This is a genomic window from Silvania confinis (genome assembly GCF_025564085.1).
Taxonomy (GTDB): Bacteria; Pseudomonadota; Gammaproteobacteria; order Enterobacterales; family Enterobacteriaceae; genus Enterobacter; species Enterobacter confinis.
In genome coordinates this window covers 1-23,535 of the sequence record NZ_JAMGZJ010000058.1, presented here as the reverse complement: position 1 = coordinate 23,535, position 23,535 = coordinate 1, and the positions used below count along the sequence as shown (strand labels likewise).

Sequence of the window (23,535 nt, the reverse complement as noted above, 5' to 3'; positions counted from 1 at the left end):
TGTGGTGGTACAGCACGAAAGTGGGGGTGATCGACCTGAAGAAAAAGTCGATCACCATGGGTAAAGGGTGTTAAAAAGTGTTCACCATGTCCCCGAACACCTGTTTACCATGTCCCCGGTCTGTACAGTGGGAGAGGGCCGGGGTGAGGGCATCAAACCGCACTCATCCCAAATACTCAATCACCGACAGCCCGCCGTTATAATCGGTACTGTAAATAATCCCCTCGGCATCGACAAACACATCGCACGACTGAATCACCTGCGGGCGGTTCGGTCGGGTATCCATCATCTTCGCAGGTGCAGCAGGCACCAGCGCGCCGGTCTCCACCGGGCGATACGGATCCGAAATGTCATACGCCCTCACGCCCGCATTCTGATACGTGGCAAAAATCAGCGTTGAGCTGACAAAGCTGCCAGGACGGTTCTCGTGCAGGTTGTGCGGCCCGAAGTGCGCCCCTTTCGCCACGTAGTCGCGCTCGTTCGGCTGCGGGAAGGTTGAGATACTGATCGGGTTCGACGGGTCGCGAATATCAAACAGCCAGATGTGCTTTTCGCCATCTTCCTGATTGTCGAGCACCGCCTCGTCCAGCACCACCAGCAGATCCCGGTCCGGCAACGGCAGCGCGGTGTGGGTCCCGCCGCCAAACGGTGGGCTCCAGTTGCGATGGCTAATGAGCGTCGGCTGAGTACGATCCTTTACGTCCAGCAGGGTCAGACCGCCGTCGCGCCAGCTACCATAGGCGGTATCACCGGCAATAATGGCGTGATGCAGGGCATAGCGTTTGCCCTCCGGCCAGTTCGGTTGTTCCCCTGCCGCCTGGTTCATCCCCGGCAGCCACCAGCGCCCGGCAACCTGCGGGTTACGCGGATCGGCCAGATCGATGGTCAGGAAGATGTAATCGGTGAAGCCGTCGATCAGCGCCGAAACGTAAGCCCAGCGCCCGCCGACGTACCAGATGCGGTGAATACCGATACCACTCAGCGACAGGAAGCTGATTTCACGCGGCTTATCGGGCGTGGAGATATCAAAAATACGCAGCCCGGCGCTCCAGCCTTTGTCCTGTACGTCGCTGACCGTCTCCCCCACCTGACGGGTGTAATAGACTTTTTCGTCAGCAAAACGCGCGTCGGCAAACAGATCCCGGGCGTTGATCACCAGCAGCAGATCGTCGTGGGCCTGCAGATGCACGTTCCAGGTGCCGGGCGGCGCAGGCACATAGCCCGCCGCTTTCGGGTTCTTTGGGTCGCGCACGTCAACAATTGAAAAGCCCTGCGACACCATATGGCCGATATACGCAAAACCGCGGTGCACCATCAGCTGAACGCCGTCCGGCCGTCCGCCCTGGTCGCTATGACCAATCAGCCGCATATTGCGGCTGTATTCGGGGGTGGGTAATGCAGTCACATCCACTCCTTTTGCCCGGTGGCGTTGGTTTTCACCCTCTCCCTGTGGGAGAGGGCCGGGGTGAGGGCATCAGACCGCACCAGACCGCCACCGGATAATGTTATTTGTTCTTCGCTTCTAACGTCGCGAACCACGGGGCGATAAAGTCTTCGGTCTGGCCCCAGCCTGGAATGATTTTGCCCAGTGACGCCACGTTCACCGCGCCAGCCTGTGCCGACAGCAGCGCCTGCGGAATGGCCGCCGCTTTAAAGTCATAGGTCGCAGGGGTGGTTTCACCGGCAATTTTGTTGGCGATCAGGCGCACGTTGGTGGCACCGATCAGCTTCGGATCCACCGCCACGCTCACCACCCACGGGCTGTTTGCTTCACGCATCAGCTGTAAATCCTGGTTGGAGATGTCGATGCTGTAGAGTTTGATCTCGGTACGGCCGTTCTCTTTCAGCGCTTTGTATGCGCCCTGGCTGAAGGCATCCCAGGTTCCCCAAATCGCGTCAATCTTGCCTTTCGGGTATTTCGCCAGCACCGCACCGACTTTGTTGGCGGTATCGCCCTGCACGTCAGAGGAGACCGCGCCGATAGATTCCAGCTCCTTGATGCCCGGGTTCTGCTTCAACAGTTCCTGATAGGCAGTCTGACGACGCTCCATCGGTGGGAAGCCAGCAACCCACAGCTTGATGATGTTAGCCTTGCCGTTGAAATCTTTCACCAACTGGCCAAATGAGAGGTTGGTCAGGGAGGCGTCATCCTGCTGGGTGACGGTCACGCCCGGGATCTCGCCGTTTACGGCAGTATCAAACACCGCCACTTTAATGCCCGCATCGACCGCCTTTTTGATAAGCGCAGTTGAGTAGGGATCGCGACCCTGAGACAGGATAATGCCGTCATATTTCTGGCTGATCGCCTGATTCACAAAGTCCTGGAATTTGGCGTCATCACCGTTGCTTAAAAAGGTGCTGACCTTAAAGCCGAGTTTTTTCCCTTCCTGAATGGCACCGGAGACAAACTGGGTGGTGTTGTCGTCGGAGCCCAGGTTGCGGATCACCGCAATGCGGATCTGTCCGTCGTGGTTGGCAATCGCGGCCGGAACCGGAGCAGGTGTGGCAGCGTAGCCCGGTAATGATGTCAGTAACCCCAGCGCCACTAAAGAGAGTGCAATTTTTTTCATTATGGTTTTCCGTTGTGTTGTTAACGTTTTTGTATGTAGGTGATAGCCAGCGCCACCGCCAGCACCAGCCCTTTTATAATGTCCATCGCGTAATACGGCACCGAGAGCATCACCAGCCCGTTGGAGAGCACGCCGAGGATCACCGCCCCCACCAGGGTGCCCAGCGCATTCGGTTTGCCGGAGCCCGCCAGCGAAAAGCCGATCCACGCCGCCGCCACGGCATCCATCAGATAGCCGCCGCCCGCATTGACCTGCGAGGAGCCAATGCGCGAGGCCAGCAGAATCCCGCCAAGCCCCGCCAGCAGCGAGGCAATCACGTAGGCTGCCACCTTGTAGCGGGTGGTACGAATGCCGGATAAGCGCGCCGCCTCCGGGTTGCCACCAATGGCATACATCCGCCGGCCGTGGGTGGTCAACGACAGCCCAAGCTGCGCCAGCACGGTCACAGCCAGCATAATAATGACGATGGTGGGCACCTGCCCCAGCGCACCAAACGCCGCCGGAATAACGCCTTCGGCCATGTCACCGCTCGGCAGGACCATGTTTTCGGTAATTGACCCACCGTAGCTGTAGGTCATCGCCACGCCCTGGATAACAAACAAGCTGGCCAGCGTAGCGAGCATGTCCGGGATGCGCAGAATGACAATCAAAAAGGCGTTAAACAGCCCGACCAGGGTACAGAGCGCTAAGGTGATCAGGATCGACTCGGTGGTGCCAAAGCCGTGCCAGACGAACAGCGAAATAACCAGCGCATTCGCCAGCGACGCGGTCGAGCCAACCGAGAGGTCAAACCCGCCGACGGTCAGCGAGATGGAGACGCCGATGGCAATCACCGTTACGATGGCGATAGATCGCAAAATGTTGATGATGTTAAAGGGATCGAGGAAGTTCTCCGACGCCACGCCAAAAATGGCCACCAGCGCGACCACCGTCAGCAACATGCCCCATTTATAGAGAAAATCGAAAATTTGCTGACGGCCAGACGCCGCCGCATTCACTGAAAGGGCCTTGCTCACGACGCCGTACCTCCGGTTGAATAATAAAGTAATGTCTCTTCGCGGGCGTCTGCGCCGTCGACTTCGGCCACAATGCGCCCGTCCCACAGCACGCAGATGCGATCGCATAATCCCACCAGCTCGGCGAATTCGCCCGAGGCGTAAATCACCCCTTTGCCTTCCCGCGCCAGGCCGTCAATCAGCTGGAACAGATCGGTTTTGGCCTTCACGTCCACCCCTTTGGTGGGCTCGTCGAAGATCAGCACCTGCGCATTGCCGCGCAGCCATTTGCCGATCGCCACTTTTTGTTGATTGCCGCCAGACAGCCGACGCAGCACCTGCCCCGGCCCGCGCGTACGCACGCCCACCCGGGCAATCACCTCTTCCGCCCAGCGCCACGCCTGACGATGGCCGAACAGGCTCCAGCGCGAAAACGTATTATCGGCTGACACAGCCAGGTTCATGCTGACCGGCTCATCGATAAAAATGCCCTCTTTGCGTCGCTCTTCCGGCACCAGCGCCAGTCCGCGCAATACCGAATCCGCCGGATCGCGCGGCTTCCACGGCTGCTGGTTCAGCTCGCCTGCCGACACCCGGCTTTTGCTGGCACCAAACAGCGCCTTGCAGAGCTCGGTTTTTCCTGCCCCTGCCAGCCCGGCAATGCCGAGGATTTCGCCTTTCCGCAGGTGCAAAGAGATATCCTTCAGCAGCCCTTCGTCATGCAACCCCTCAACACGAAGCAGGGTTTCATCGCTGTACGCAGGGCGTGCAGGCGGATAAATATCGCTCAGCTCGTGGCCGAGCATCTTCTCGACAATTGCCTCGCCGCTCAGCTCAGCCATCGGGCCGGACTCAATCATCTTGCCGTCGCGCAGCACGGTTAAGGTGTCGCAGATGGCTTTCAGCTCGTGAATGCGGTGGGAAATAAACACCACCCCGATCCCCTGCAGCTGCAGACGACGCACCACCGCAAACAACCGCTCGCTCTCATGGGCATCCAGCGGCGCGGTGGGTTCATCCAGAATAAGAAACCGACAGTGATGGGAGAGTGCCCGCGCCAGCAAAATCTGCTGTTTTTCGGCCAGCGAACAACTGTCGATCGAGCGGCGCACGTCAAGGGTGACGTCCAGCTGCGCCAGCGCCTGGCGGGCCTGCTCGCGCACGGTACCCCAACGGTAGCGATGCCCCGGCTGCGCCAGATGGTCGAGCATGATATTTTCGGCAATACTGAGGCCGGGGATCAGCGCCACGTCCACTTCCTGCTGCACCAGATGAATGCCCAGCAGTTTGGCGTCGACCGGTTCACGAATGGCGACCGGCTGATTGTTAATGATGATTTCGCCTTCATAGCGCGCGTGCGTGCCGCACAGCACCGCCATCAGGGTGGATTTACCGGCACCGTTCGCGCCGGTGAGCGCGTGAACCGATCCGCCCGTCAACGTAAAATCGACGCGCGACAGCGCCTGAAAGCCCGAAAAGGCCAGGCTGATGCCGCGCATCTCGAGGCGACTGGTTATCATCCGCGATGATCCCTTATGATTAATCTTTTGATTTATAGAATTTTTCACAGCCGGGACTGGCTGGCAACGACAGAAAAAGCATAAGATAAAGCAAAATAATATTAGCCATCTGGATGTCTAGCCATAACATCGGGTTAGCGCTTCGCAAATAAGGACAACTTCATGAGCAACACTGATATCCGCGTCGTTCCCGGCCCGGCAAATTACTACTCCCACGCCGGAGCCCTGGCCCGCCTGCACGATTTCTTTACCCCGGAGCAACTCGACCGCGCGGTGTGGATCTACGGCGAACGCGCTATCGAAGGCGCCCGGCCGTTCCTGCCAGAGAGCTTTCATGCCGAGGGGGCAAAACGACTGCTGTTTAGCGGCCACTGCAGCGAGCACGATGTGGATCAGCTCGCGCAAGCAGCCGGAGGCGATCGCCGCGTGGTGATTGGCGTCGGCGGCGGCGCGCTGCTGGATACCGTGAAAGCGGTGGCGCGGCGTCTGGAATTACCGGTGGTCGCCATTCCGACCATCGCGGCCACCTGCGCGGCGTGGACCCCGCTGTCGGTGTGGTACAACGATGCCGGACAGGCGCTGCATTTTGAAATTTTCGACGACGCCAATTATCTGGTGCTGGTTGAACCGGAGATTATCCTCAACGCCCCGGCGGAGTATCTGCTGGCCGGGATCGGCGATACGCTGGCGAAATGGTACGAAGCGGTAGTGCTGGCCCCGCAGCCGGAACATCTGCCGCTGACGGTCCGGCTTGGCATTAACGGCGCACTGGCGATCCGCGACGTACTGCTGGACCACAGCGAGCAGGCGCTGGCTGACCAGACGCGCGGCGACGTGACGCAGGCATTTCGTGACGTGGTGGACGCCATTATTGCCGGCGGCGGGATGGTGGGCGGGCTCGGTGAGCGCTACACCCGCGTGGCCGCCGCACATGCGGTGCATAACGGCTTAACCGTGTTACCGCAGACTGCGCCATTCCTGCACGGCACTAAAGTGGCGTACGGCATTCTGGTGCAGAGCGCCCTGCTCGACCAGGACGAGGTGCTGCACGAGCTGGTGGCGGCATATCAGCGCTTCAACCTGCCGACCACCCTGCGCGCGCTGGCGGTAGATATCGACAATCACGATGATATGGACAAGGTCATTGCCCATACGCTGCGCCCGGTAGAGTCGATTCACGCCCTGCCGATCGCCCTTTCGCCTGCGCGTCTGCGCGCCGCATTTGAGAAAGTCGAAAACCTCAGCCGCTAAGCGCATTGACGCCGGACGCACGCCTTCTATACCTAATGAGGGTTCTCATCACTCTCTAACGAGGTCATCATGCAGATCGATTTAACAGGTAAGAAGGCGTTGGTTACCGGAGCCAGTCGTGGCCTTGGCCGCGCCATTGCGCTGTCGCTTGCTCAGGCAGGTGCCGATGTGGTTATCACCTATGAAAAGTCCGCCGACAAAGCCGAGGCCGTCGCGAATGAGATTGCGGCACTGGGCCGCCAGAGCGCGGCGATTCAGGCCGACAGCGCCAGCGCAGAGGCCATTCAGGATGCCGTCACGCACGCGGCGCGAACCCTCGGTGGACTGGATATTCTGGTCAACAACGCCGGGATTGCGCGCGGTGGCCCGCTGGAGGCGATGACCCTGGCGGACATCGACGCGCTGATTAACGTCAACATCCGTGGCGTGGTGATTGCTACTCAGGCTGCACTGGCGCATCTCTCCGAAGGCGGACGCATCATCAACATCGGCAGCTGTCTGGCGAACCGCGTTGCCCAGCCTGGCATATCTGTCTATTCGATGACCAAATCCGCGCTTAACTCCTTCACCCGGGGTCTGGCGCGCGATCTGGGCCCGCGCGGCATTACCGTGAATCTGGTCCATCCCGGCCCGACCAACAGTGATATGAACCCGGAGGACGGCGAACAGGCCGATTCTCAGCGTCAGCTCATTGCTACCGGGCATTACGGCCAGCCGGACGATATTGCAGCGGCAGTGACCTTCCTTGCCAGCCCCGCCGCCGGGCAGATCTCCGGCACCGGGCTGGATGTCGACGGCGGGCTGAATGCCTGACGCCCGATCGCATCGTGCATGTACGCCTCTGTCGCCCGACAGAGGCGCTTTCGAGCCGCTTCGAAATACCCTTTTTTGCTGCTTTCTTCGGTTTCCCCCTCGCCCTACAGTACCCCCCATAAGACATTCGGAATTTATCTAATAGTCTTATTATTCCCTTATATTTCGTGTGGGCGTACAGTGGAGGTACGAATGAAGATTGTCTGGTCACGGACTGCAAAGAAGGCATTCGCTAAAATCGACAGCCGGTATCGGCAGCGAATAGAAGCAAAGCTTGGCCAACTAAATGACCGTTCTGCTCCCCGGCCCGATATCAAAAAAATATCAGGGCCGGACAACTATTTCAGGCTACGAGTGGGTAATTATCGAATCATCATGACCCTTCGGGATGAGCCGCATAACGATTGTTATATTTTGTCCGTGACGCGCAGAACATCCACCACTTACCTACATGAGGAGAATATGCCCTATGGCTGTTCAGATAATTAAGGATGATAAAGGGAAAGCACAATACGCCGTAATCCCCTACGCCGAATACTTTCGTATGTGCTTGCAAATGTCCGAAATCGACGATGAAACGGATGACGATCTCGAAGAGATTGAGATCGAGCACGATATATACGATGACGTCTTATTGCCCGGTGACGTGAGCAGCATCATGACCTGGCAGGATGTCAGCCTGCAGGCTGCCTGGCGCATTCATTGCGGCTTATCGCAACAGGAGGTTGCCGACAAGCTGGGCATCAGCCAGTCCGCCGTATCACAACTTGAGGCCCTCGACTCCCGCCCGCAAAAGCGCACCCGCGAAAAACTGGCCGCCATTTATGGCTGCAAGCAGGAACAGATCAGTTTGTATTTACCGAAAGAGGGTTAACAGCACTTCGCGCCGCCCTTGCCGCCGTAGCGCGCTTCCTGGCGCTCGCGGAAAAACTCTTCGTAGGTCATCGGAGGCTGATCGGGGTGGGTGATGCGCATATGCTCGACATAATTGTCGTAGTCCGGCACGCCAATCATCATTTTGGCCGCCTGGCCTAAGTATTTACCGGCTTTGGATAGGGTGTCGAACATAGTGTTTTATCTCTGTTTGTTTCCCCTCACCCCGGCCCTCTCCCAAAGGAAGAGGGGGATAAGGAATGTAGGCCGGGTAAGCGTTAGCGCCACCCGGCATTGTTTTTAATGTGCCCGTTTCACCTGGTTCACAATCTCTTGATAGTTCGCAGGCATCGGCTCGTAAGGCGTCTCTTTCGCGGTTGGCTTGTCCTGTTTCAGGGCCGCCAGTGCGGTCTTCACAGAGTACAGCGCCAGCACCACGACCACCACCATAAAGAAGATGGTCAGCCCGGCATCCAGACGGTTGTTGAATACCAGCTGCGACAACTGCGATTTCGTATACTGCGCCGGAATGTTGCCGCTGTCGATCATCGCCTGGAACTTGTTGGCGATGGCGAGGAAGCCCACTTTAGCGTCGGCGCTAAAGGCCTTCTGCCAGCCTGCGGTCAGGGTACAGATCAGCAGCCAGGACGTCGGCACCAGCGCCACCCAGGCGTAGCGCTGACGTTTCATTTTGAACAGCACCACCGCGCAGAGCATCAGCGCCATCCCGGCCAGCATCTGGTTAGCAATACCGAACAGCGGCCACAGGGTGTTGATACCGCCCAGCGGATCGACCACCCCCTGATGGAGGAAATAACCCCACGCCAGCACGCACAGCGCCGTCGCCAGCAGGTTAGCCGGTAGCGATTCGGTGCGTTTCAGGCCCGGAGAGATAACCCCCAGCAGATCCTGCAGCATAAAGCGCGCCGCACGGGTGCCCGCATCCACCGCCGTCAGGATAAACAACGCTTCGAACAGAATGGCAAAGTGATACCAGAACGACACGTCCATCAGGCCGCCCAGCGCGCCGTGCAGAATGTAGGCCATCCCCACTGCCAGCGTCGGCGCACCGCCCGCACGGGAGATGATCGACTGCTCGCCCACTTCGTTAGCAATCTGGGTCAAGGTTTCCGGGGTAATGGCAAAGCCCCAGCCGCTGACCACCTGCGCCGCAGACGCGACCACATCCACCGTACCGGCCGGGGCCAGCACCGCAATCGGGCTGTTCATCGCAAAGTAGACGCCTGGATCGATAATGCAGGCCGAGACCAGCGCCATGATGGCAACGAAGGACTCCATCAGCATCCCGCCGTAGCCGATAAAGCAGGCCTGATTCTCATTCGCCAGCATCTTCGGCGTGGTGCCGGAGGCGATCAGCGCGTGGAAGCCAGACACCGCGCCACAGGCGATGGTGATAAACAGGAACGGGAACATGCTCCCGGACCAGACCGGGCCCGTGCCGTCGATAAACTTGGTCAGCGCAGGCATGGTCAGGGTTGGGCGCATGATCAGAATGCCGATCGCCAGCCCGATGATGGTGCCGATTTTCAGGAAAGTAGAGAGATAATCGCGCGGAGCCAGCAGCAGCCACACCGGGAGCACGGCAGCGACAAAACCGTAGCCTACCAGCATCCAGGTCAGCTGCACGCCGGTGTAATCAAAGTACGGCGCCCAGGTTGGGCTCTCTGCCACCCAGCCGCCCGAGATAATGGCGAAGATCAGGAAGAACAGGCCAATCACCGACACTTCACCGATGCGCCCTGGGCGCAGATAGCGAATATAGACGCCCATAAAAATCGCCAGCGGGATGGTAAAGGCCACAGTGTAAGTTCCCCACGGGCTGTGGGTCAGGGCTTTCACCACGATCATCGCCAGTACCGCGAGGATAATTACCATGATCATGAAGCACGCCACCAGCGCAATCACCCCGGCGGTCGGGCCCATCTCCTCTTTCACCAGCTCGCCGAGCGAACGCCCGTCGCGACGGGTGGAGACGAACAACACCATAAAGTCCTGCACCGCACCGGCCAGCACCACCCCAGCGAGGATCCAGATCATCCCCGGCAGATAGCCCATCTGCGCGGCAAGCACCGGCCCGACCAGCGGCCCGGCGCCGGCAATGGCAGCAAAATGGTGACCGAACAGCACTTTTTTGTCGGTTGGGACATAGTCCAGACCGTCGTTATGCCGCACCGCAGGCGTCATGCGCGTCGCGTCAACCGCAAGCACGTTGTGGGCAATAAACTTACCGTAAAAACGATAGGCAATCAGATAAATACAGACTGCGGCGACCACTATCCACAGCGCATTAATCTGTTCACCACGATTGAGAGCGATATAGCCCAACGAAAAGGCCCCCACCACGGAGAGCGCGGCCCAGATGAGGTATTTCCCTGAAGTATTCATGGTATGGTTTCCATCATCGCAGAAGTGAGATGTTACATTTTGTATCTATAACACTCGCTTAAGATTTAACAACTCAACTACACATAAAAGCAGACATCCAACCAGTCATTTACATAACATTGTTAAGCCGATCACTTTCGCCCCGCACGCTGTCTGAACCACGCCCCCATCCAGCTCACACTTCGCACAAATTTTCCCTTACCCCTCATTACAGAATGATTTGCATCAGCTTTTTTATGGGTAATCCCACCAGAATGACCGTGCAAAACCACGCGATTAACAAGGAAAAGGAAATGAAAAGTTCACACCCTCAGGAGTACAAGGTGGGGCCCGGCGCGTACGTTGCGCTGGCCTTTGCAGCGGTTTTTTTCTCCGGCCTGTTAGGCGGAAAAGAGTGGTACGGCGTGTTTGATTTCACCACGCTGAACGGCGCGTTCGGCAAGGTGGTCAGTAAAGCCAGCCTCGAAGATGGCACCTTAACTACCGCCACCAGTGCCTTTCGCGGCACCGGCGGCAGCGGCGCGATGGACGGCTTTTTGTTCGCTCTCGGGCTGATCCCGGCGGTGATGTTTGCCCTCGGGATGATCAACGTGCTGGAGCATTATGGCGCGCTGCGTGCCGCCCGCAAGCTGTTAACGCCGCTGCTGCGCCCGTTGCTGGGCATCCCTGGCACCACCGGGCTGGCGATGATCGGCAGCCTGCAAAGCACCGACGTGGGCGCGTCTTTGACCCGCAACCTCGCCGATGAGGGGCAAATCACCGAGAACGAAAAAGATGTCTTCGCCATGTTCCAGTTCTCGGCCGGGGCGATGATCACTAACTTCTTCTCGTCCGGCGCGATCCTCTTCACCCTGATTGCCGTCGATGGCACGGCGGCGGTGCCCACCTCCATTGGAGCCTGCATCGCGGTGATGTTTATTATGAAAATCGTCGGCGCAAATATGATGCGCCTGATCGTGAGATTCCAGAGCAATAAAACCCCCGTAGTCACCCCGGCAGAAGGAGAAGCCTGATGAGCGCCCCGCACTCGAACCCCGTGATTACCGATGTCTTTGTCGAAGGTGCCCGCAAGGGCTGGAGCATCGCCACCAGCAGCACGCTGCCGAACGTGGTGATGGCCTTTATTATCATCAAAGCGCTGGAGATCACCGGCGCGCTAAAAGGCCTGGGGCTGATCTTCGCTCCGCTGATGGGGCTGTTTGGCCTGCCAGGCGAAGCCGCCGCGGTGCTGATTGGCGGCTGGATGTCGATGGGCGGCGGGATTGGCGTCGCCATCGGCCTGTTTGATAAAGGCATCCTGACCGGTGAACACCTGGCGATCCTCGCTCCGGCCATCTACCTGATGGGCTCGCAGGTACAGTACCTCGGGCGCATTCTGGGGGTCATTGGCACCCGCGCCACCCGTATTCCATTGATGATCGGCATTTCGGTTATCAACGCCTTCTTAGCCATGCTGCTGATGCGCATTATTCTCTGAAAAAGGACGTCCCCATGAATCTTGAACACTATATCGATGAACTGAAAACGCTGGTCAACGTCGACTGCGGTACCAAAACCCTCGACGGCGTCGCCACGGTCGCAGGCATTATGCAGCTCTTCTGGCAGGCCGAAGGCTGGCACACCGAGCAGATTGATTTGGGTGATAAGGTCGGCCCCGGCGTGTTGGTCACCAATAAGCCGCTGGCCGATAGCTTTGACGTGCTGCTGGTTGGCCATCTGGATACGGTCTTTGCCCCAGGCACCGTGGCAGCGCGCCCGCTAAGCCAGGATGAGACCCGTCTGTATGGCCCTGGCGTCTCGGACATGAAAAGCGGCCTGCTGAATATTCTGTGGGCGATGCGCGAGCTGGATGCCGCTGACAACGATCGCTTGTCGATCGCGGTGGCGATGAACCCGGACGAAGAGACCGGTTCCGTCTACTCCCATCACTGGATCGGCGAGCTGGCGAAACGTTCCCGCTGCGTGCTGGTGTGCGAAGCGGCGCGTGCCGACGGATCGCTGGTGAAAGCGCGTAAAGGGATGGCGGGTTACACGCTCGAATTCAGCGGCGTGGCGGCCCATGCCGGCAATGATCCGGAGAAAGGCCGCTCGGCAATCGTGGCTCTCGCCCACAGTGTTCTGGCCATCAACGGTTTGACGGATCTGGCGCGCGGCACCACCCTGAACGTCGGGGTGATAAGCGGCGGCAGCGCGGGCAACGTGGTAGCCGACAGCGCCACAGCCGAACTCGATGTCCGTTTCTGGGAAAATGACGAGTGCGATCGGGTACATCAGGCGCTGACGTCTCTGTGTGCCAGCGGCTTCCTCGACGGCGTGACCACCACCCTCACCCGGGTGAATCACAAACCGGCGATGGCCGGCAGCGACGAGACGCGCGCATTGATGCAGTTGGTTGAAAAAGCAGGCAGCGAAGAGGGGATCGCCATCACCTGGCAGGCGGTGGGCGGCGGCAGCGATGCCAACCATACCGCCGCGCTGGGCATCCCAACGCTTGACGGCTTTGGCCCGACCGGGGCCGGTTTCCACAGTCCGGCGGAGTGGCTGGAAATAGCCTCGATTGAACCACGGATCCGGTTACTGAAACGGGTGGTGTCGATGTTGTAACAGTCGTAGGCCGGGCAAGCGTCAGCGCCGCCCGGCGATTCCACCCAACCTACCCCAGCACCATCGTACTTAACCGGCAGGTACAGCAGCGGCGTCCCTGCTCGTCAAATACCACGATCTCCCAGCTCTGGCTGGTACGCCCCAGGTGCAGCGGCTGACAAACGCCGCGCACCTTTCCCTGCGACACCGCGCGGTGATGGGTGGCATTCAGCTCCGTTCCCACCACACTCTGCCCGTCGCGGGTCATCAGAAAACCGGCCATCGACCCCAGCGTCTCCGCCAGCGCCGCCGACGCCCCGCCGTGCAGCAGGCCAAACGGTTGATGGGTGCGGGTATCCACCGGCATCTCGGCATCGAGGGTGTCGTCGCCAATTCGGGTATACACGATCCCCAGATGCGCCACCATCGTGTTCAGGCTGGTGGCGTTGAGTTCTTCCAGCGATAAGTGCCGTTTCCAGATCATCTAGGCCCCCAGCGTCGAGCCGCCATCGACCACAATATCCTGCAGCGTGATGTGGCTGGCGTGGTCGGAGGCGAGGAACAGCACGGTGCTGGCAATCTCCTCGGGACGGGCGATTTTACCCAGCGGAATACCGAGCTTGAACTGCTCGCCAAAGCCGCGAATGCGCTGCTGCTCTGCGTCATCACTGACCCACAGGGTACGCTGCATGTCGGTATCGGTCGAACCCGGCGACACCAGATTACAGCGCACGCCGCTGCCCGCCAACTCCAGGCCAACGGTCAACGCCAGGCTTTTCAGCGCTGCTTTCGATGCGCCATAGGCGCTCATGCCGATGCGCGGCGTGTGCGCGGCGTCGGAGGCGACCGTAACAATTGCCCCGCCCTGCTGACGACGAAACTGGCCCATCGTCTGCTGGAACAGGTTAAACGCTCCGCCAACGTTGACCGCAAAGGTCTGCTGCCAGTCATCCTGCGACAGCTGCTCGGTCGCCCCCATGCGCAAAATACCGGCGGCGTTCACCAGCACGTCCAGGCGAGGCAGCGTGTTGAGCAAACGGCCGCAGACGTCAGCCACCTGCTGCGCGTCCGCCACGTTCAGCACCTCAGTCGCAAACGGGTAGCTCGCCTGCGGGAAGGCCACGTCAAAACCGGTCACCTCCGCTCCTGCTTCCACGAAGGCCTGCGCGGCGGCGTAGCCGATGCCTTTTCCGGCCCCGGTCACCCAGACGGTTTTGCCGCTAAAATCCAGCCCGGCCATTATTTCACCTCGCGGGAGAGCAGCGTCCACCAGGCATCAAGGGTCGGATTTTTCGCCAGCATCACAAAATCGATATCGCCGTGCACTTTGCGCCAGCGCGCCGCCAGCGCCATCATGCGCACCGAGTCCAGCCCGTAGTCGATCAGGTTTTCGTCATCCATCGGCTCGTCGGATTCGTCCAGCAGCGGCAGGATCAGCGCCCGCAGCGCCGCTTTGCTGGCCGGAACCGATGGCAGCAGTTCGTCGGTCATCAGCACGCGACCAGAACGACCGGCCACGTAGTTGAGCGACATCAGGTGCTCGTCGCGGCTGAAATCCGCCAGTGCATCGGCGACGAAGAACGGCTGGATGTCGCGCATAAAAGCGTCGGTGGCGGTGGTCATGCAACCAATGTGGGCATACACGCCGGTGATAATCAGCTGGTCGCGGCCGCTCTCTTTCAGCATCTGCTCCAGCGGCGAGCGGTGAAATGCGCTGTAACGCCACTTCACCAGCACCGTGTCGGCGTCGTCCGGGGTGAGCGCGGCGACGATGCGCTGCTGCTCCGGCGAGCGGGTCAGGCCCGGCCCCCACATGTCGTTCAGCAGGGCGCGGTCTTCATCGCTCTGCTCTTTCGGCTGGGCGGTGTAGTAAACCGGGATATTGTGCTTTTTGCAGTAGTCGCGAAGGGCCGCAATATTGGCGACCACCTGCTCCATCATCGGGCAGCTATCGCCCCAGAAGTTGAGAAAATACTCCTGCATGTCGTGGATCAGCAGCGCCGCCCGCGCAGGCTCCACGGCCCAGCTCACTTTATTGGTCGGGAGATCGCTTGCGCCTGGCAGCGCGTAGCCGGTTAATTTTGGAATTGCCATTGTATTCTCCTCAGCCCTGCGCCCGTTCGGCCAGCCACAGGCGTAATTGTTTTTTATCAACTTTGCCCACCGGGGTCAGCGGCAATGCGTCCAGGCACTCCACGCGATCCGGCAGTTTGAATTCAGCCACGCCCTGCTCGCGCAGGAAGCGGCGTACTTCGACCGCACGCAGGGGCTGTTTCACCACCAGATACGCGCAGCTCTTCTCGCCCAGCAGACTGTCTTCCATGCTGACAAGGGCAGCGTGGATGACGGCTTCATGACGCAGAAGCAGGTTTTCGATCTCTTCGGCGGCGATCTTTTCCCCGCCGCGGTTGATCTGATCTTTCTCACGCCCCTGCACGGTGATGTAACCCTGTTCATCAATGGCGATCAGATCCCCGGAACAGTAAAAGCCGTTCTCATCAAAGGCGCTGGCGTTGTGCTCCGGGCTTTTGTAATAGCCGCGGAAGGTGTATGGCCCGCGGGTCATCAGGCGACCCACCTCGCCACGCGGCAGCGGATTGCCGTGCTCATCGGCCACCCACACCTCATCGTCCGGGCTCATCGGGCGGCCCTGGGTATGCGTAATACGCTCTGGGGTATCATCCAGCGCGGTGTAGTTCACCAGCCCCTCGGCCATGCCAAACACCTGCTGGAGCTGGCAGCCGATCTCCGCCGGAATACGCGTTGCCAGGGTCGCAGACAAGCGCGCCCCGCCTACCTGCAGCAACTGCAGTGACGCCAGTTGGGCATTACCCGACCCTTCATTGATGGCCTGCAGCCACAGGCTGACCGCGGGCGGTACCAGCGAGGTAACGGTAATCTGATGCTGTTCGATAAGCGGGAAGCACAGCGTGGCACTGGGATCATGCGCGAGTACCACGCAGCCACCGGCCATAAACACCCCCAGCGAGCCAGGCGAACTCATCGCAAAGTTGTGTGCCGAGGGCAGCGCATTCAGGTAACGGGTGTCGGCGGTAATGCCGCAAATTTCGTTACTGCGCAGGATGCTGTAGTAATAATCGTTGTGGGTGCGCGGGATAAGCTTCGGCGTGCCGGTGCTGCCGCCGGAAAGCTGGAAAAACGCCACTTCATCGGCAGGCGTTGGCGTCGCGACAAACTGTTGTGCCGGCCGCGCAATGGCGGCCTCCAGCGCATGTTCGCCATCATCGCCGCGCAGCAGCACGCAGCGCACGGAGCGGTGCTGGTCGACAAAGGTATTCAGGAAATCATCGCCGGCAAACAGGGCGTGGGCGCGATCGGCAATCAGCAGCGTGGGTTCGATCTGTAACGCGTAGGCGTTCAGCTCGCTGCGTTGGTGGCTAAAGAGCGCATTGACCGGGGCAACGCCCACCTGCAGCAGGGCAAAAAAGGTGATGTAGAACTCAGCCACGTTGCCGAGCTGCACCAGCGCGGTTTCGCCGCGCTTCACGCCCTGCGTCTGCAGGGCAGCGGCCAGATTGTTAACGGACTGGTGGAACTGACGCCAGCTCAGGTGGCGATCCCCGTCGACGATTGCCCGCGCATCGCTGTCGGCGTGGCGGGTCAGAATGTCGGTCAGGGGCAGATCCTGCCAGTAGCCTTTTTCACGGTAGCGCCGGGCTAAATCGTCGGGCCAGCGGGTAAAGGGAAGGGTCATGGTTAATCCTTAGTGCAAGCCAAAAACGTTCAGCATGGTGGACAATTTGACGCCGGTTTCGCGCCACTCACCAACCGGGGAAGAAGCCGGCACGATGCCCGCGCCAGCAAACAGGCGCACGCTGTTGGCGTGGATACGCGCGCAGCGGATCGTCACCACCCACTCGCCATTACCTTCGCTGTCGCACCAGCCGACGATGCCGCCAAACAGTTCGCGGTCGAACGGCTCAAGCTCGGCAATCAGTTCTTTCGCCGCCAGGTGCGGGAAGCCACTCAGCGCCGGGGTCGGGTGCAGCAGACAGGCCAGGGTCAGGGCATTTTCATCGTCACGCGCCTCGCCTTCTACCGGGGTCGCCAGGTGCCACAGGGTCGGGGTATTCACCAGCTGCGGGGAGGATGGCATGGTCAGCTGATGGCTGCGCGGGGTCAGTACCGCTTTCATCGCCTGGGTTACCAGTTCATGTTCGTGACGATCTTTCTGCGAGGCCAGCAGCTTATTGCCCGCTTCGCGATCGAGCATGTCATCGGGCTGACGACGGGCCGAACCGGCCAGCGGCAGTGAGCTGAAATGCGCGCCCTCTTTACGCAGCAGCAGCTCCGGGCTGGCTCCAAGCAGGACGCCGCCATCCTCCAGCGGAACATGGAAGTTAAAGCTGGCCGGGTTCTGGGCAATCAGCCTTTCCAGCAGGGCGCTGCTGTCGATGTTCTCAACGGTGGCGATATCAATCAGGCGCGAGAGCACCACTTTATTGACCCGCGGGGTGGCGGTCAGCGCCGCAGCGCGGGCGACCATCTCTTCGAACGCCAGCTGCCCCGGGATCTCAGTGCGGTTTTTTACCGTCAGCGACTGCGACTGGCTGGCGTAACGGGCAGACTGCTGGCGCGCCGGGCGGGCAAAATTCTGCCACTGCTGCGGAATAAACAGCGACGACGGCTGGCGGGTATCAAACGGGATCGCCCCCACCATGATGGGGTTAGCCATGCCGTTGGCTTTGGCATCCGCAAAGGCCTGCGTCAACTGCTGCTGAAAGGCGCTCGCCAGTGAGTCACCGCCAACGGCGGGTGTAGAAAGGCGGGCAAAACAGCCCGACGTGGTAAAACTGCGGTAAGGCGACATAAAAAAGAAGCTGTCAGATTGCAGCGTAGTCGCGATGTGCTGAACGTCCTCAGCCAGTGACGTATCCATATCATCCTCCTGAAATGATAAAAGCAGTAAGAATTATTATCATTTATATTTTCGCTCGCTAACCTAATCCCAGCGCGCGGCGCTGTCAACCGCAGACAGTGCAACTTGTGCGACTATCGCTTGCATCCCTCCCGCTCATTCATGAAAATGAGAAGCATTAACCTCAGCAAAAACAGGATCTCCCTCAGTGAAACTGCCCGCCATCTGTCGTAACACCCTGCTTTTAACCGGACTTTTACTTTCAGGATTAACCTCAGCCCTTGCCGCCGACTGGCCGCGTCAGGTGACGGACAGTCACGGAACGCAAACACTTGCGAGCAAACCGACGCGGATTGTCTCCACCAGCGTGACCCTCACCGGCTCGCTGCTGGCGATTGATGCTCCGGTGGTTGCCAGCGGGGCTACCACGCCGAACAACCGGGTGGCGGACGATCAGGGTTTCCTGCGCCAGTGGGGCGATATCGCTAAACAGCGCCAGCTTAAGCGTCTGTACATTGGTGAAGCGAGTGCTGAAGCGGTGGCGGCGCAAATGCCGGACCTGATCCTGATTAGCGCCACCGGCGGGGATTCTGCCGTGGCGCTGTACGATCAGCTCTCGACCATTGCCCCGACGCTGGTTATCAATTACGACGATAAAAGCTGGCAGGCGTTGTTAACCCAGCTGGGCACCCTCACCGGGCAGGAAACCCAGGCCGCGGCGCGTATCGCAGAATTTGATCAGCAGCTCGCAAAGGTGAAGCAGCAGATTAAACAGCCCCCGCAGCCGGTGAATGCCCTCGTCTATACCGCCGCCGCGCACAGCGCCAACCTGTGGACCGCCGAATCCGCACAGGGCAAATTGCTGCAACAGCTCGGCTTTAGTCTGGCCACGCTGCCCGCCGGGCTCAACGCCTCGCAAAGCCAGGGCAAACGTCATGACATTATTCAGCTGGGCGGCGAAAACCTGGCAACCGGGCTGAACGGCGAAGGGTTGTTCCTGTTTGCCGGGGATCAGAAAGATGTGGACGCGATCTACGCTAACCCGCTGCTGGCGCACCTGCCTGCGGTACAGCACAAGCGCGTCTGGGCGCTGGGCACCGAAAGCTTCCGTCTGGACTATTTCAGCGCGATGCGGGTCCTGGGGCGGGTAGAGGAATTATTTAAATAATCGTGCGGGCTCGATTTTCTCCCTCTCCCTGTGGGAGAGGGCCGGGGTGAGGGCATCAGGCCGCACTGTCGTTTAACACAGGCTCCTGCCTGAACCGACGTAACTCCGCCAGCACCATCAGCAACATCGCCCCGACAATGGCTAACACAAAACCGCTGCTGCTGGCCGACGCCACCGGGGTCATGATCACCCCCAGCCCGCCCAATATCGCGGCACCAATGGCATCGCCGGTGACGTTCTGCGCCGTCCACAGGCCGTTGATCCGCCCGAGCATCGCTTCCGGGGTCTGGGTCTGGATCAGGGTGTATTGCAGCAGAGAACTCACCGCACTCAGCCAGCCAAACAGCGCCAGACAGACCACGCCCAGCGCCCACATCGGCATCAGGCTGAACAGCCCAATCGCAATAAACGACGTAAAGGTGGCCAGCAGCATAATCAGCCCTGGACGGGCACTCTGCGCCAGGTTACCGCTGGTCAACGCACCCAGCGCCGCACCGAGCGGAATTGCGGCGTACAGGAATCCGATCTGCGATACGCTCATCTGCCACTCGTGAGCCAGCGCCGGATAGAGCACCCGCACCGCGCTCGCCATCGTCAGCAGACCACCCAGCAAGGCAATCCCGCCGATCAGCGGGCTGTTAAACAGAAAACGGATCGCCGCCAGCAGGGATTTGAGCGGATGCTCGCGCGGCTGTGGCGGAGGCGGCAGCAACGGCAGACGCAGCAGGGTTAAGGTGGTGATAAAGGTGCCCGCCGCCGCGAGGCCGTAGTTCCAGGCCACGTTGCCGGTGCCCAGCAGCAGGCCGCCGACCATCGGGGAAATGACCGACCCCAGGCGCACGGTCAGCATGGTGATCGCCCCGGCCTGCATCAGATTTTCTCGCCCCACCAGCGCTGGCGTCGCCGCCAGCAGCGCCGTCACCCCAAGGGAGGCAAAAAAGCCGTCCCACAGGCCGAGGGCATAGATCGCAATTAACGAGGGCTCGGGCAGCATCGCGTTTAGGCATAAACCGACAAACCCCACCCCACAGGTGCCGCGCGCCAGCAGGATCAGCTTTTTACGCTCGTAGCGATCCGCCAGCACTCCGCCGACCATCAGGCCGACAAACATTGCCCCGCCGGTTAAGGTGACGGCCAGCCCCACCAGCCAGCTGGAGCCGGTCATCATCTGGATCTGTACCGGTACGGCAACGCCCAACAGGCCAAGCGAAAGAATAGAGATAAAGCGGGCGATAAAGACAGCGCGGAACGCCGGATGGGTCTTCAACAGGCTCAGATTAAGCAGCCAGGATTGTCGGGTCATTACAAAGCCTTAATGGTTTCTTTTATACCAATTCCATGGCCGCACATGCTAACATAGCCAAATAAGATAGATAACGATAATTACTATCATTATCAAATCATGGACGTTGCTATGTCGTACTCCTCTTCCGCGCCACGCGCCCTTGCCGTGCCCGGTTTACTGTTACTGCTCCTCCTTGCGATTGCCCTCAGCTTGCTGGTGGGTGCCAAACCGCTGCCGCTTTCCGTGGTGGTCGATGCCTTTTCTGCTACCTGTCAGAGCGCTGACTGCACCATCGTGCGGGATGCCCGCCTGCCGCGAACCCTTGCCGGATTGCTGGCCGGAGCGGCGCTGGGCCTTGCCGGGGCGCTGATGCAAACCCTGACCCGCAACCCGTTGGCCGACCCCGGCATTCTGGGGGTGAACGCGGGTGCTAGCTTCGCCATCGTGGTGGGCGCCGCGCTGTTTGGTTTCTCTTCCCCCAGCGAACAGTTGGTGATGGCATTATGCGGTGCCTTTGCCGCCTCGCTGCTGGTGGCTTTTACCGGCAGCCAGGGCGGGGGCCAGCTCAGCCCGGTGCGCCTGACCCTGGCGGGGGTGGCGCTCGGCGCGGTGCTCGACGGGTTATCCAACGGCATCGCCCTGCTCAACCCGGACGTCTACGATCAGCTGCGCTTCTGGCAGGCGGGTTCGCTGGATATCCGTACCCTGCAAACCCTGCAAGTGGTCAGCGTGCCGGTGCTGATTGCCGCCGCCGTGGCGCTGCTGTTAAGCCGGGCGCTCAACAGCCTGAGTCTGGGCAGCGACACCGCCACCGCGCTGGGTAGCCGGGTCGCGCGCACCCAGCTCACAGGATTACTGGTCATCACCGTCCTGTGCGGCAGCGCCACGGCAGTAGTCGGCCCGATCGCCTTTATCGGCCTGATGATGCCGCACATGGCCCGCTGGCTGGTGGGGGCCGATCACCGCTGGTCGCTGCCGGTGACCCTGCTTGCCACCCCTGCCCTGCTGCTGTTTGCCGATATTATTGGCCGCCTGTTGGTGCCCGGCGAGCTGCGCGTCTCGGTGGTCAGCGCCTTTATTGGCGCGCCGGTACTGATTTTCCTGGTGCGCCGTAAGCGCGGAGGTGCCCTGTGATGGCCCCCTCCCGTCGTTTAGTGTGGAGCTGTCTGCTGCTGGTGCTGGTAAGCCTGGCCGTAGCGATGATCAGCCTGCAAAGCGGTGCCGTGGCGCTCGATTTCAGCCAGGTGTTTGATGCCCTGACCGGCAGCGCGCCGCGCAATATCACGCTGGTGGTGACCGAATGGCGCTTGCCGAGGGTGATGATGGCCCTGCTGGTGGGTGCTGCGCTGGGTATCAGCGGGGCGATTTTCCAGTCGCTGATGCGTAACCCGCTCGGCAGCCCGGATATCATGGGCTTTAACACCGGTGCCTGGAGCGGCGTGCTGGTGGCAATGGTGCTGTTTGGTCAGCATCTGACGGCCATCACTCTGGCGGCGATGGCGGGCGGTATTCTCACCTCGCTGGTGGTCTGGGCGCTTGCCTGGCGAAACGGCATTGAAACCTTCCGCCTGATTATCATCGGCATCGGGATGCGCGCGATGCTGATGGCGTTTAATACTTGGCTGCTGCTGCGGGCCTCGCTCGAGACCTCGCTTTCCGCCGGGCTGTGGTTCGCGGGCTCGCTTAACGGCCTGACCTGGGCCAAAACGCTGCCTGCTGCGCCGCTGATCCTGCTGATGTTTGTCTGTGCGTGGCTGCTGGTAAAACGCCTGCGCCTGCTGGAGATGGGCGATGACAGTGCCTGCGCGCTGGGCGTCGGCGTTGAGCGTTCGCGTCTGATGCTGATGCTGGTGGCAGTAGTGTTAACCGCCGCCGCCACCGCCATCGCCGGGCCGATCTCCTTTATCGCGCTGGTGGCGCCGCACATTGCCCGCCGTCTGAGCGGCACCGCCCGCTGGGGATTAACCCAGTCGGCGCTGTGCGGATCGCTGCTGCTGCTGGCGGCCGATCTCTGCGCCCAGCAGCTGTTTATGCCTTATCAACTTCCGGTGGGCGTGGTGACGGTCAGCCTTGGCGGGATCTACCTTATCGTCTTGCTTGTTCAGGAGTCCCGCAAGAAATGACAAACACCGCAACCCGCCTGCGCGGCGACAATTTAACCCTTGGCTATGGCAAAAAAATCGTGGCCGAGAATCTGCAGGTGGCGATCCCCGATGGTCACTTTACCGCCATAATCGGCCCCAACGGCTGCGGTAAATCGACCCTGTTACGTACCCTGAGTCGCCTGATGACGCCGATCGACGGCAATGTGTTTCTTGATGGCGAGCAGATCCAGCGATTTGCCAGCAAAGAGGTGGCGCGCCGGGTCGGGCTGCTGGCGCAAAACGCCACCACGCCGGGGGACATCACCGTGCAAGAGCTGGTGGCGCGCGGGCGCTACCCGCATCAACCGATGTTTACCCGCTGGCGCAAAGAAGATGAAGCGGCAGTAGCAAAAGCGATGCAGGCAACGGGCATTACCGACCTGGCGGCGCAGAGCGTCGACACCCTTTCCGGCGGGCAGCGCCAGCGGGCGTGGATTGCGATGGTACTGGCACAAGAAACGGCGATCATGCTGCTGGACGAACCGACCACCTGGCTGGATATCAGCCATCAGATTGACCTGCTGGAGCTGTTAGCCGATCTGAACCGGACTCAGGGCTACACGCTGGCCGCGGTGCTGCACGACCTCAACCAGGCCTGCCGCTATGCCACCCACCTGATTGCCCTGCGTGAGGGTAAGATTGTGGCGGAAGGTGCGCCGAAAGAGATTGTGACGCCTGAATTGATCGAGCGTATTTATGGCCTGCGCTGCATGATCATCGACGATCCGGTGGCGGGCACGCCGCTGGTAGTGCCGTTGGGTAAATGCGCGGTCTGACCCCTCACCCCTGCCCTCTCCCACAGGGAGAGGGAGAAAAGACAGCTCCGTGCAATCCCCTCTCCCACAGGGAGAGGGAGAAAAGACAGCTCCGTGCAATCCCCTCTCCCACAGGGAGAGGGAGAAAAGACAGCTCCGTGCAATCCCCTCTCCCTGTGGGTGTACAGACCGGGGACATGGTAAACAGGTGTTCGGGGACATGGTGAACACTTTTTAACACCCTTTACCCATGGTGATCGACTTTTTCTTCAGGTCGATCACCCCCACTTTCG

At 60.2% G+C, this 23,535-nt stretch carries 23 protein-coding genes; 11 read left to right on the top strand and 12 right to left on the bottom strand.

The window, feature by feature from the left end; genetic code table 11:
- Positions 1-163: 163 nt before the first annotated feature.
- The 4 genes from M8013_RS00540 to M8013_RS00525 form a co-directional block, all read right to left on the bottom strand.
- Positions 164-1,405 (bottom strand): LVIVD repeat-containing protein, encoded by a 1,242-nt coding sequence (locus M8013_RS00540; protein ID WP_271265889.1) that lies wholly within the window; start codon positions 1,403-1,405, stop codon positions 164-166.
- A gap of 100 nt (positions 1,406-1,505) precedes the next feature.
- On the bottom strand, positions 1,506-2,570 hold the full coding sequence (locus tag M8013_RS00535) for a sugar ABC transporter substrate-binding protein (protein ID WP_271265888.1): 1,065 nt from the start codon (positions 2,568-2,570) through the stop codon (positions 1,506-1,508).
- 20 nt (positions 2,571-2,590) lie between these two features.
- Positions 2,591-3,586, bottom strand: coding sequence for an ABC transporter permease (locus M8013_RS00530; RefSeq protein WP_271265887.1), 996 nt, complete (start codon positions 3,584-3,586; stop codon positions 2,591-2,593).
- Positions 3,583-5,085, bottom strand: coding sequence for a sugar ABC transporter ATP-binding protein (locus M8013_RS00525; RefSeq protein WP_271265886.1), 1,503 nt, complete (start codon positions 5,083-5,085; stop codon positions 3,583-3,585). Before M8013_RS00525 ends, M8013_RS00530 begins: the two co-directional genes overlap by 4 nt.
- A gap of 162 nt (positions 5,086-5,247) precedes the next feature.
- On the opposite strand from M8013_RS00525, the gene M8013_RS00520 reads away from it, so the two are divergent.
- From M8013_RS00520 to M8013_RS00505, 4 genes are all read left to right on the top strand, one after another.
- Positions 5,248-6,336 (top strand): oxidoreductase, encoded by a 1,089-nt coding sequence (locus tag M8013_RS00520; protein ID WP_271265885.1) that lies wholly within the window; start codon positions 5,248-5,250, stop codon positions 6,334-6,336.
- Between the two features lie 69 nt (positions 6,337-6,405).
- Positions 6,406-7,149, top strand: a complete 744-nt coding sequence (locus M8013_RS00515; RefSeq protein WP_271265884.1) for an SDR family NAD(P)-dependent oxidoreductase — start codon at positions 6,406-6,408, stop codon at positions 7,147-7,149.
- A 192-nt stretch (positions 7,150-7,341) separates the two neighbouring features.
- A complete protein-coding gene (locus tag M8013_RS00510) occupies positions 7,342-7,638 on the top strand; it encodes a type II toxin-antitoxin system RelE family toxin (RefSeq protein WP_271265883.1) in 297 nt (98 codons plus the stop codon).
- Positions 7,619-8,023: a helix-turn-helix domain-containing protein gene (locus M8013_RS00505; protein ID WP_271265882.1), complete on the top strand. Its 405-nt coding sequence runs from the start codon at positions 7,619-7,621 to the stop codon at positions 8,021-8,023. Before M8013_RS00510 ends, M8013_RS00505 begins: the two co-directional genes overlap by 20 nt.
- Here the strand turns inward: M8013_RS00505 and M8013_RS00500 are convergent.
- Together M8013_RS00500 and cstA are read right to left on the bottom strand one after the other, a co-directional pair.
- Entirely contained in the window at positions 8,020-8,217 is a 198-nt protein-coding gene (locus M8013_RS00500) for a YbdD/YjiX family protein (protein ID WP_249568719.1), read from the bottom strand. The two genes, M8013_RS00505 and M8013_RS00500, sit on opposite strands and share 4 nt — an antisense overlap.
- A gap of 105 nt (positions 8,218-8,322) precedes the next feature.
- Entirely contained in the window at positions 8,323-10,428 is a 2,106-nt protein-coding gene (gene cstA / locus M8013_RS00495) for a pyruvate/proton symporter CstA (protein WP_271265881.1), read from the bottom strand.
- A gap of 293 nt (positions 10,429-10,721) precedes the next feature.
- Between cstA and M8013_RS00490 the strand changes: the two genes are divergently transcribed.
- From M8013_RS00490 to M8013_RS00480, 3 genes are read left to right on the top strand one after another with little or no spacing between them, the layout of a single operon-like run.
- The gene (locus M8013_RS00490; RefSeq protein WP_271265880.1) at positions 10,722-11,441 is read left to right on the top strand and encodes a nucleoside recognition domain-containing protein; all 720 of its coding nucleotides are present in this window, start codon (positions 10,722-10,724) and stop codon (positions 11,439-11,441) included.
- The gene (locus M8013_RS00485) at positions 11,441-11,905 is read left to right on the top strand and encodes a YjiG family protein (protein WP_271265879.1); all 465 of its coding nucleotides are present in this window, start codon (positions 11,441-11,443) and stop codon (positions 11,903-11,905) included. Before M8013_RS00490 ends, M8013_RS00485 begins: the two co-directional genes overlap by 1 nt.
- Before the next feature lie 14 nt (positions 11,906-11,919).
- Positions 11,920-13,032 (top strand): M20 family metallopeptidase, encoded by a 1,113-nt coding sequence (locus M8013_RS00480; protein WP_271265878.1) that lies wholly within the window; start codon positions 11,920-11,922, stop codon positions 13,030-13,032.
- A 49-nt stretch (positions 13,033-13,081) separates the two neighbouring features.
- Here the strand turns inward: M8013_RS00480 and entH are convergent, their stop codons facing one another.
- Genes entH through entC form a run of 5 tightly spaced genes read right to left on the bottom strand, consistent with a single transcriptional unit; the run spans position 13,082 to position 17,911 of the window.
- Positions 13,082-13,495 carry a proofreading thioesterase EntH gene (gene entH, locus M8013_RS00475; RefSeq protein WP_271265877.1) on the bottom strand — a complete coding sequence of 138 codons (414 nt, stop codon included), beginning with the start codon at positions 13,493-13,495 and terminating at the stop codon, positions 13,082-13,084.
- Positions 13,496-14,251 (bottom strand): 2,3-dihydro-2,3-dihydroxybenzoate dehydrogenase EntA, encoded by a 756-nt coding sequence (entA, locus tag M8013_RS00470; RefSeq protein ID WP_271265876.1) that lies wholly within the window; start codon positions 14,249-14,251, stop codon positions 13,496-13,498. It abuts the gene before it with no gap.
- On the bottom strand, positions 14,251-15,105 hold the full coding sequence (locus tag M8013_RS00465; protein ID WP_271265875.1) for an isochorismatase: 855 nt from the start codon (positions 15,103-15,105) through the stop codon (positions 14,251-14,253). Before M8013_RS00465 ends, entA begins: the two co-directional genes overlap by 1 nt.
- A gap of 10 nt (positions 15,106-15,115) precedes the next feature.
- Positions 15,116-16,726, bottom strand: a complete 1,611-nt coding sequence (entE, locus tag M8013_RS00460; protein WP_271265874.1) for a (2,3-dihydroxybenzoyl)adenylate synthase EntE — start codon at positions 16,724-16,726, stop codon at positions 15,116-15,118.
- Positions 16,727-16,735: 9 nt separating this feature from the next.
- Positions 16,736-17,911: an isochorismate synthase EntC gene (gene entC, locus M8013_RS00455; RefSeq protein WP_271265873.1), complete on the bottom strand. Its 1,176-nt coding sequence runs from the start codon at positions 17,909-17,911 to the stop codon at positions 16,736-16,738.
- 187 nt (positions 17,912-18,098) lie between these two features.
- Between entC and fepB the strand changes: the two genes are divergently transcribed.
- Positions 18,099-19,058 (top strand): Fe2+-enterobactin ABC transporter substrate-binding protein, encoded by a 960-nt coding sequence (fepB, locus tag M8013_RS00450; RefSeq protein ID WP_271265872.1) that lies wholly within the window; start codon positions 18,099-18,101, stop codon positions 19,056-19,058.
- Between the two features lie 55 nt (positions 19,059-19,113).
- On the opposite strand, the gene entS is transcribed toward fepB, so the two are convergent.
- The gene (gene entS / locus M8013_RS00445) at positions 19,114-20,361 is read right to left on the bottom strand and encodes an enterobactin transporter EntS (RefSeq protein WP_271265871.1); all 1,248 of its coding nucleotides are present in this window, start codon (positions 20,359-20,361) and stop codon (positions 19,114-19,116) included.
- Between the two features lie 111 nt (positions 20,362-20,472).
- Here entS and fepD point away from each other — a divergent pair, with 111 nt between their 5' ends.
- The 3 genes from fepD to fepC are packed head-to-tail and all read left to right on the top strand — an operon-like array spanning position 20,473 to position 23,263.
- Positions 20,473-21,477, top strand: a complete 1,005-nt coding sequence (gene fepD / locus M8013_RS00440; RefSeq protein WP_271265870.1) for a Fe(3+)-siderophore ABC transporter permease — start codon at positions 20,473-20,475, stop codon at positions 21,475-21,477.
- Entirely contained in the window at positions 21,477-22,466 is a 990-nt protein-coding gene (gene fepG / locus M8013_RS00435) for an iron-enterobactin ABC transporter permease (RefSeq protein ID WP_271265869.1), read from the top strand. Before fepD ends, fepG begins: the two co-directional genes overlap by 1 nt.
- A complete protein-coding gene (gene fepC / locus M8013_RS00430) occupies positions 22,463-23,263 on the top strand; it encodes an iron-enterobactin ABC transporter ATP-binding protein (RefSeq protein ID WP_271265868.1) in 801 nt (266 codons plus the stop codon). Before fepG ends, fepC begins: the two co-directional genes overlap by 4 nt.
- Positions 23,264-23,535: the final 272 nt, after the last annotated feature.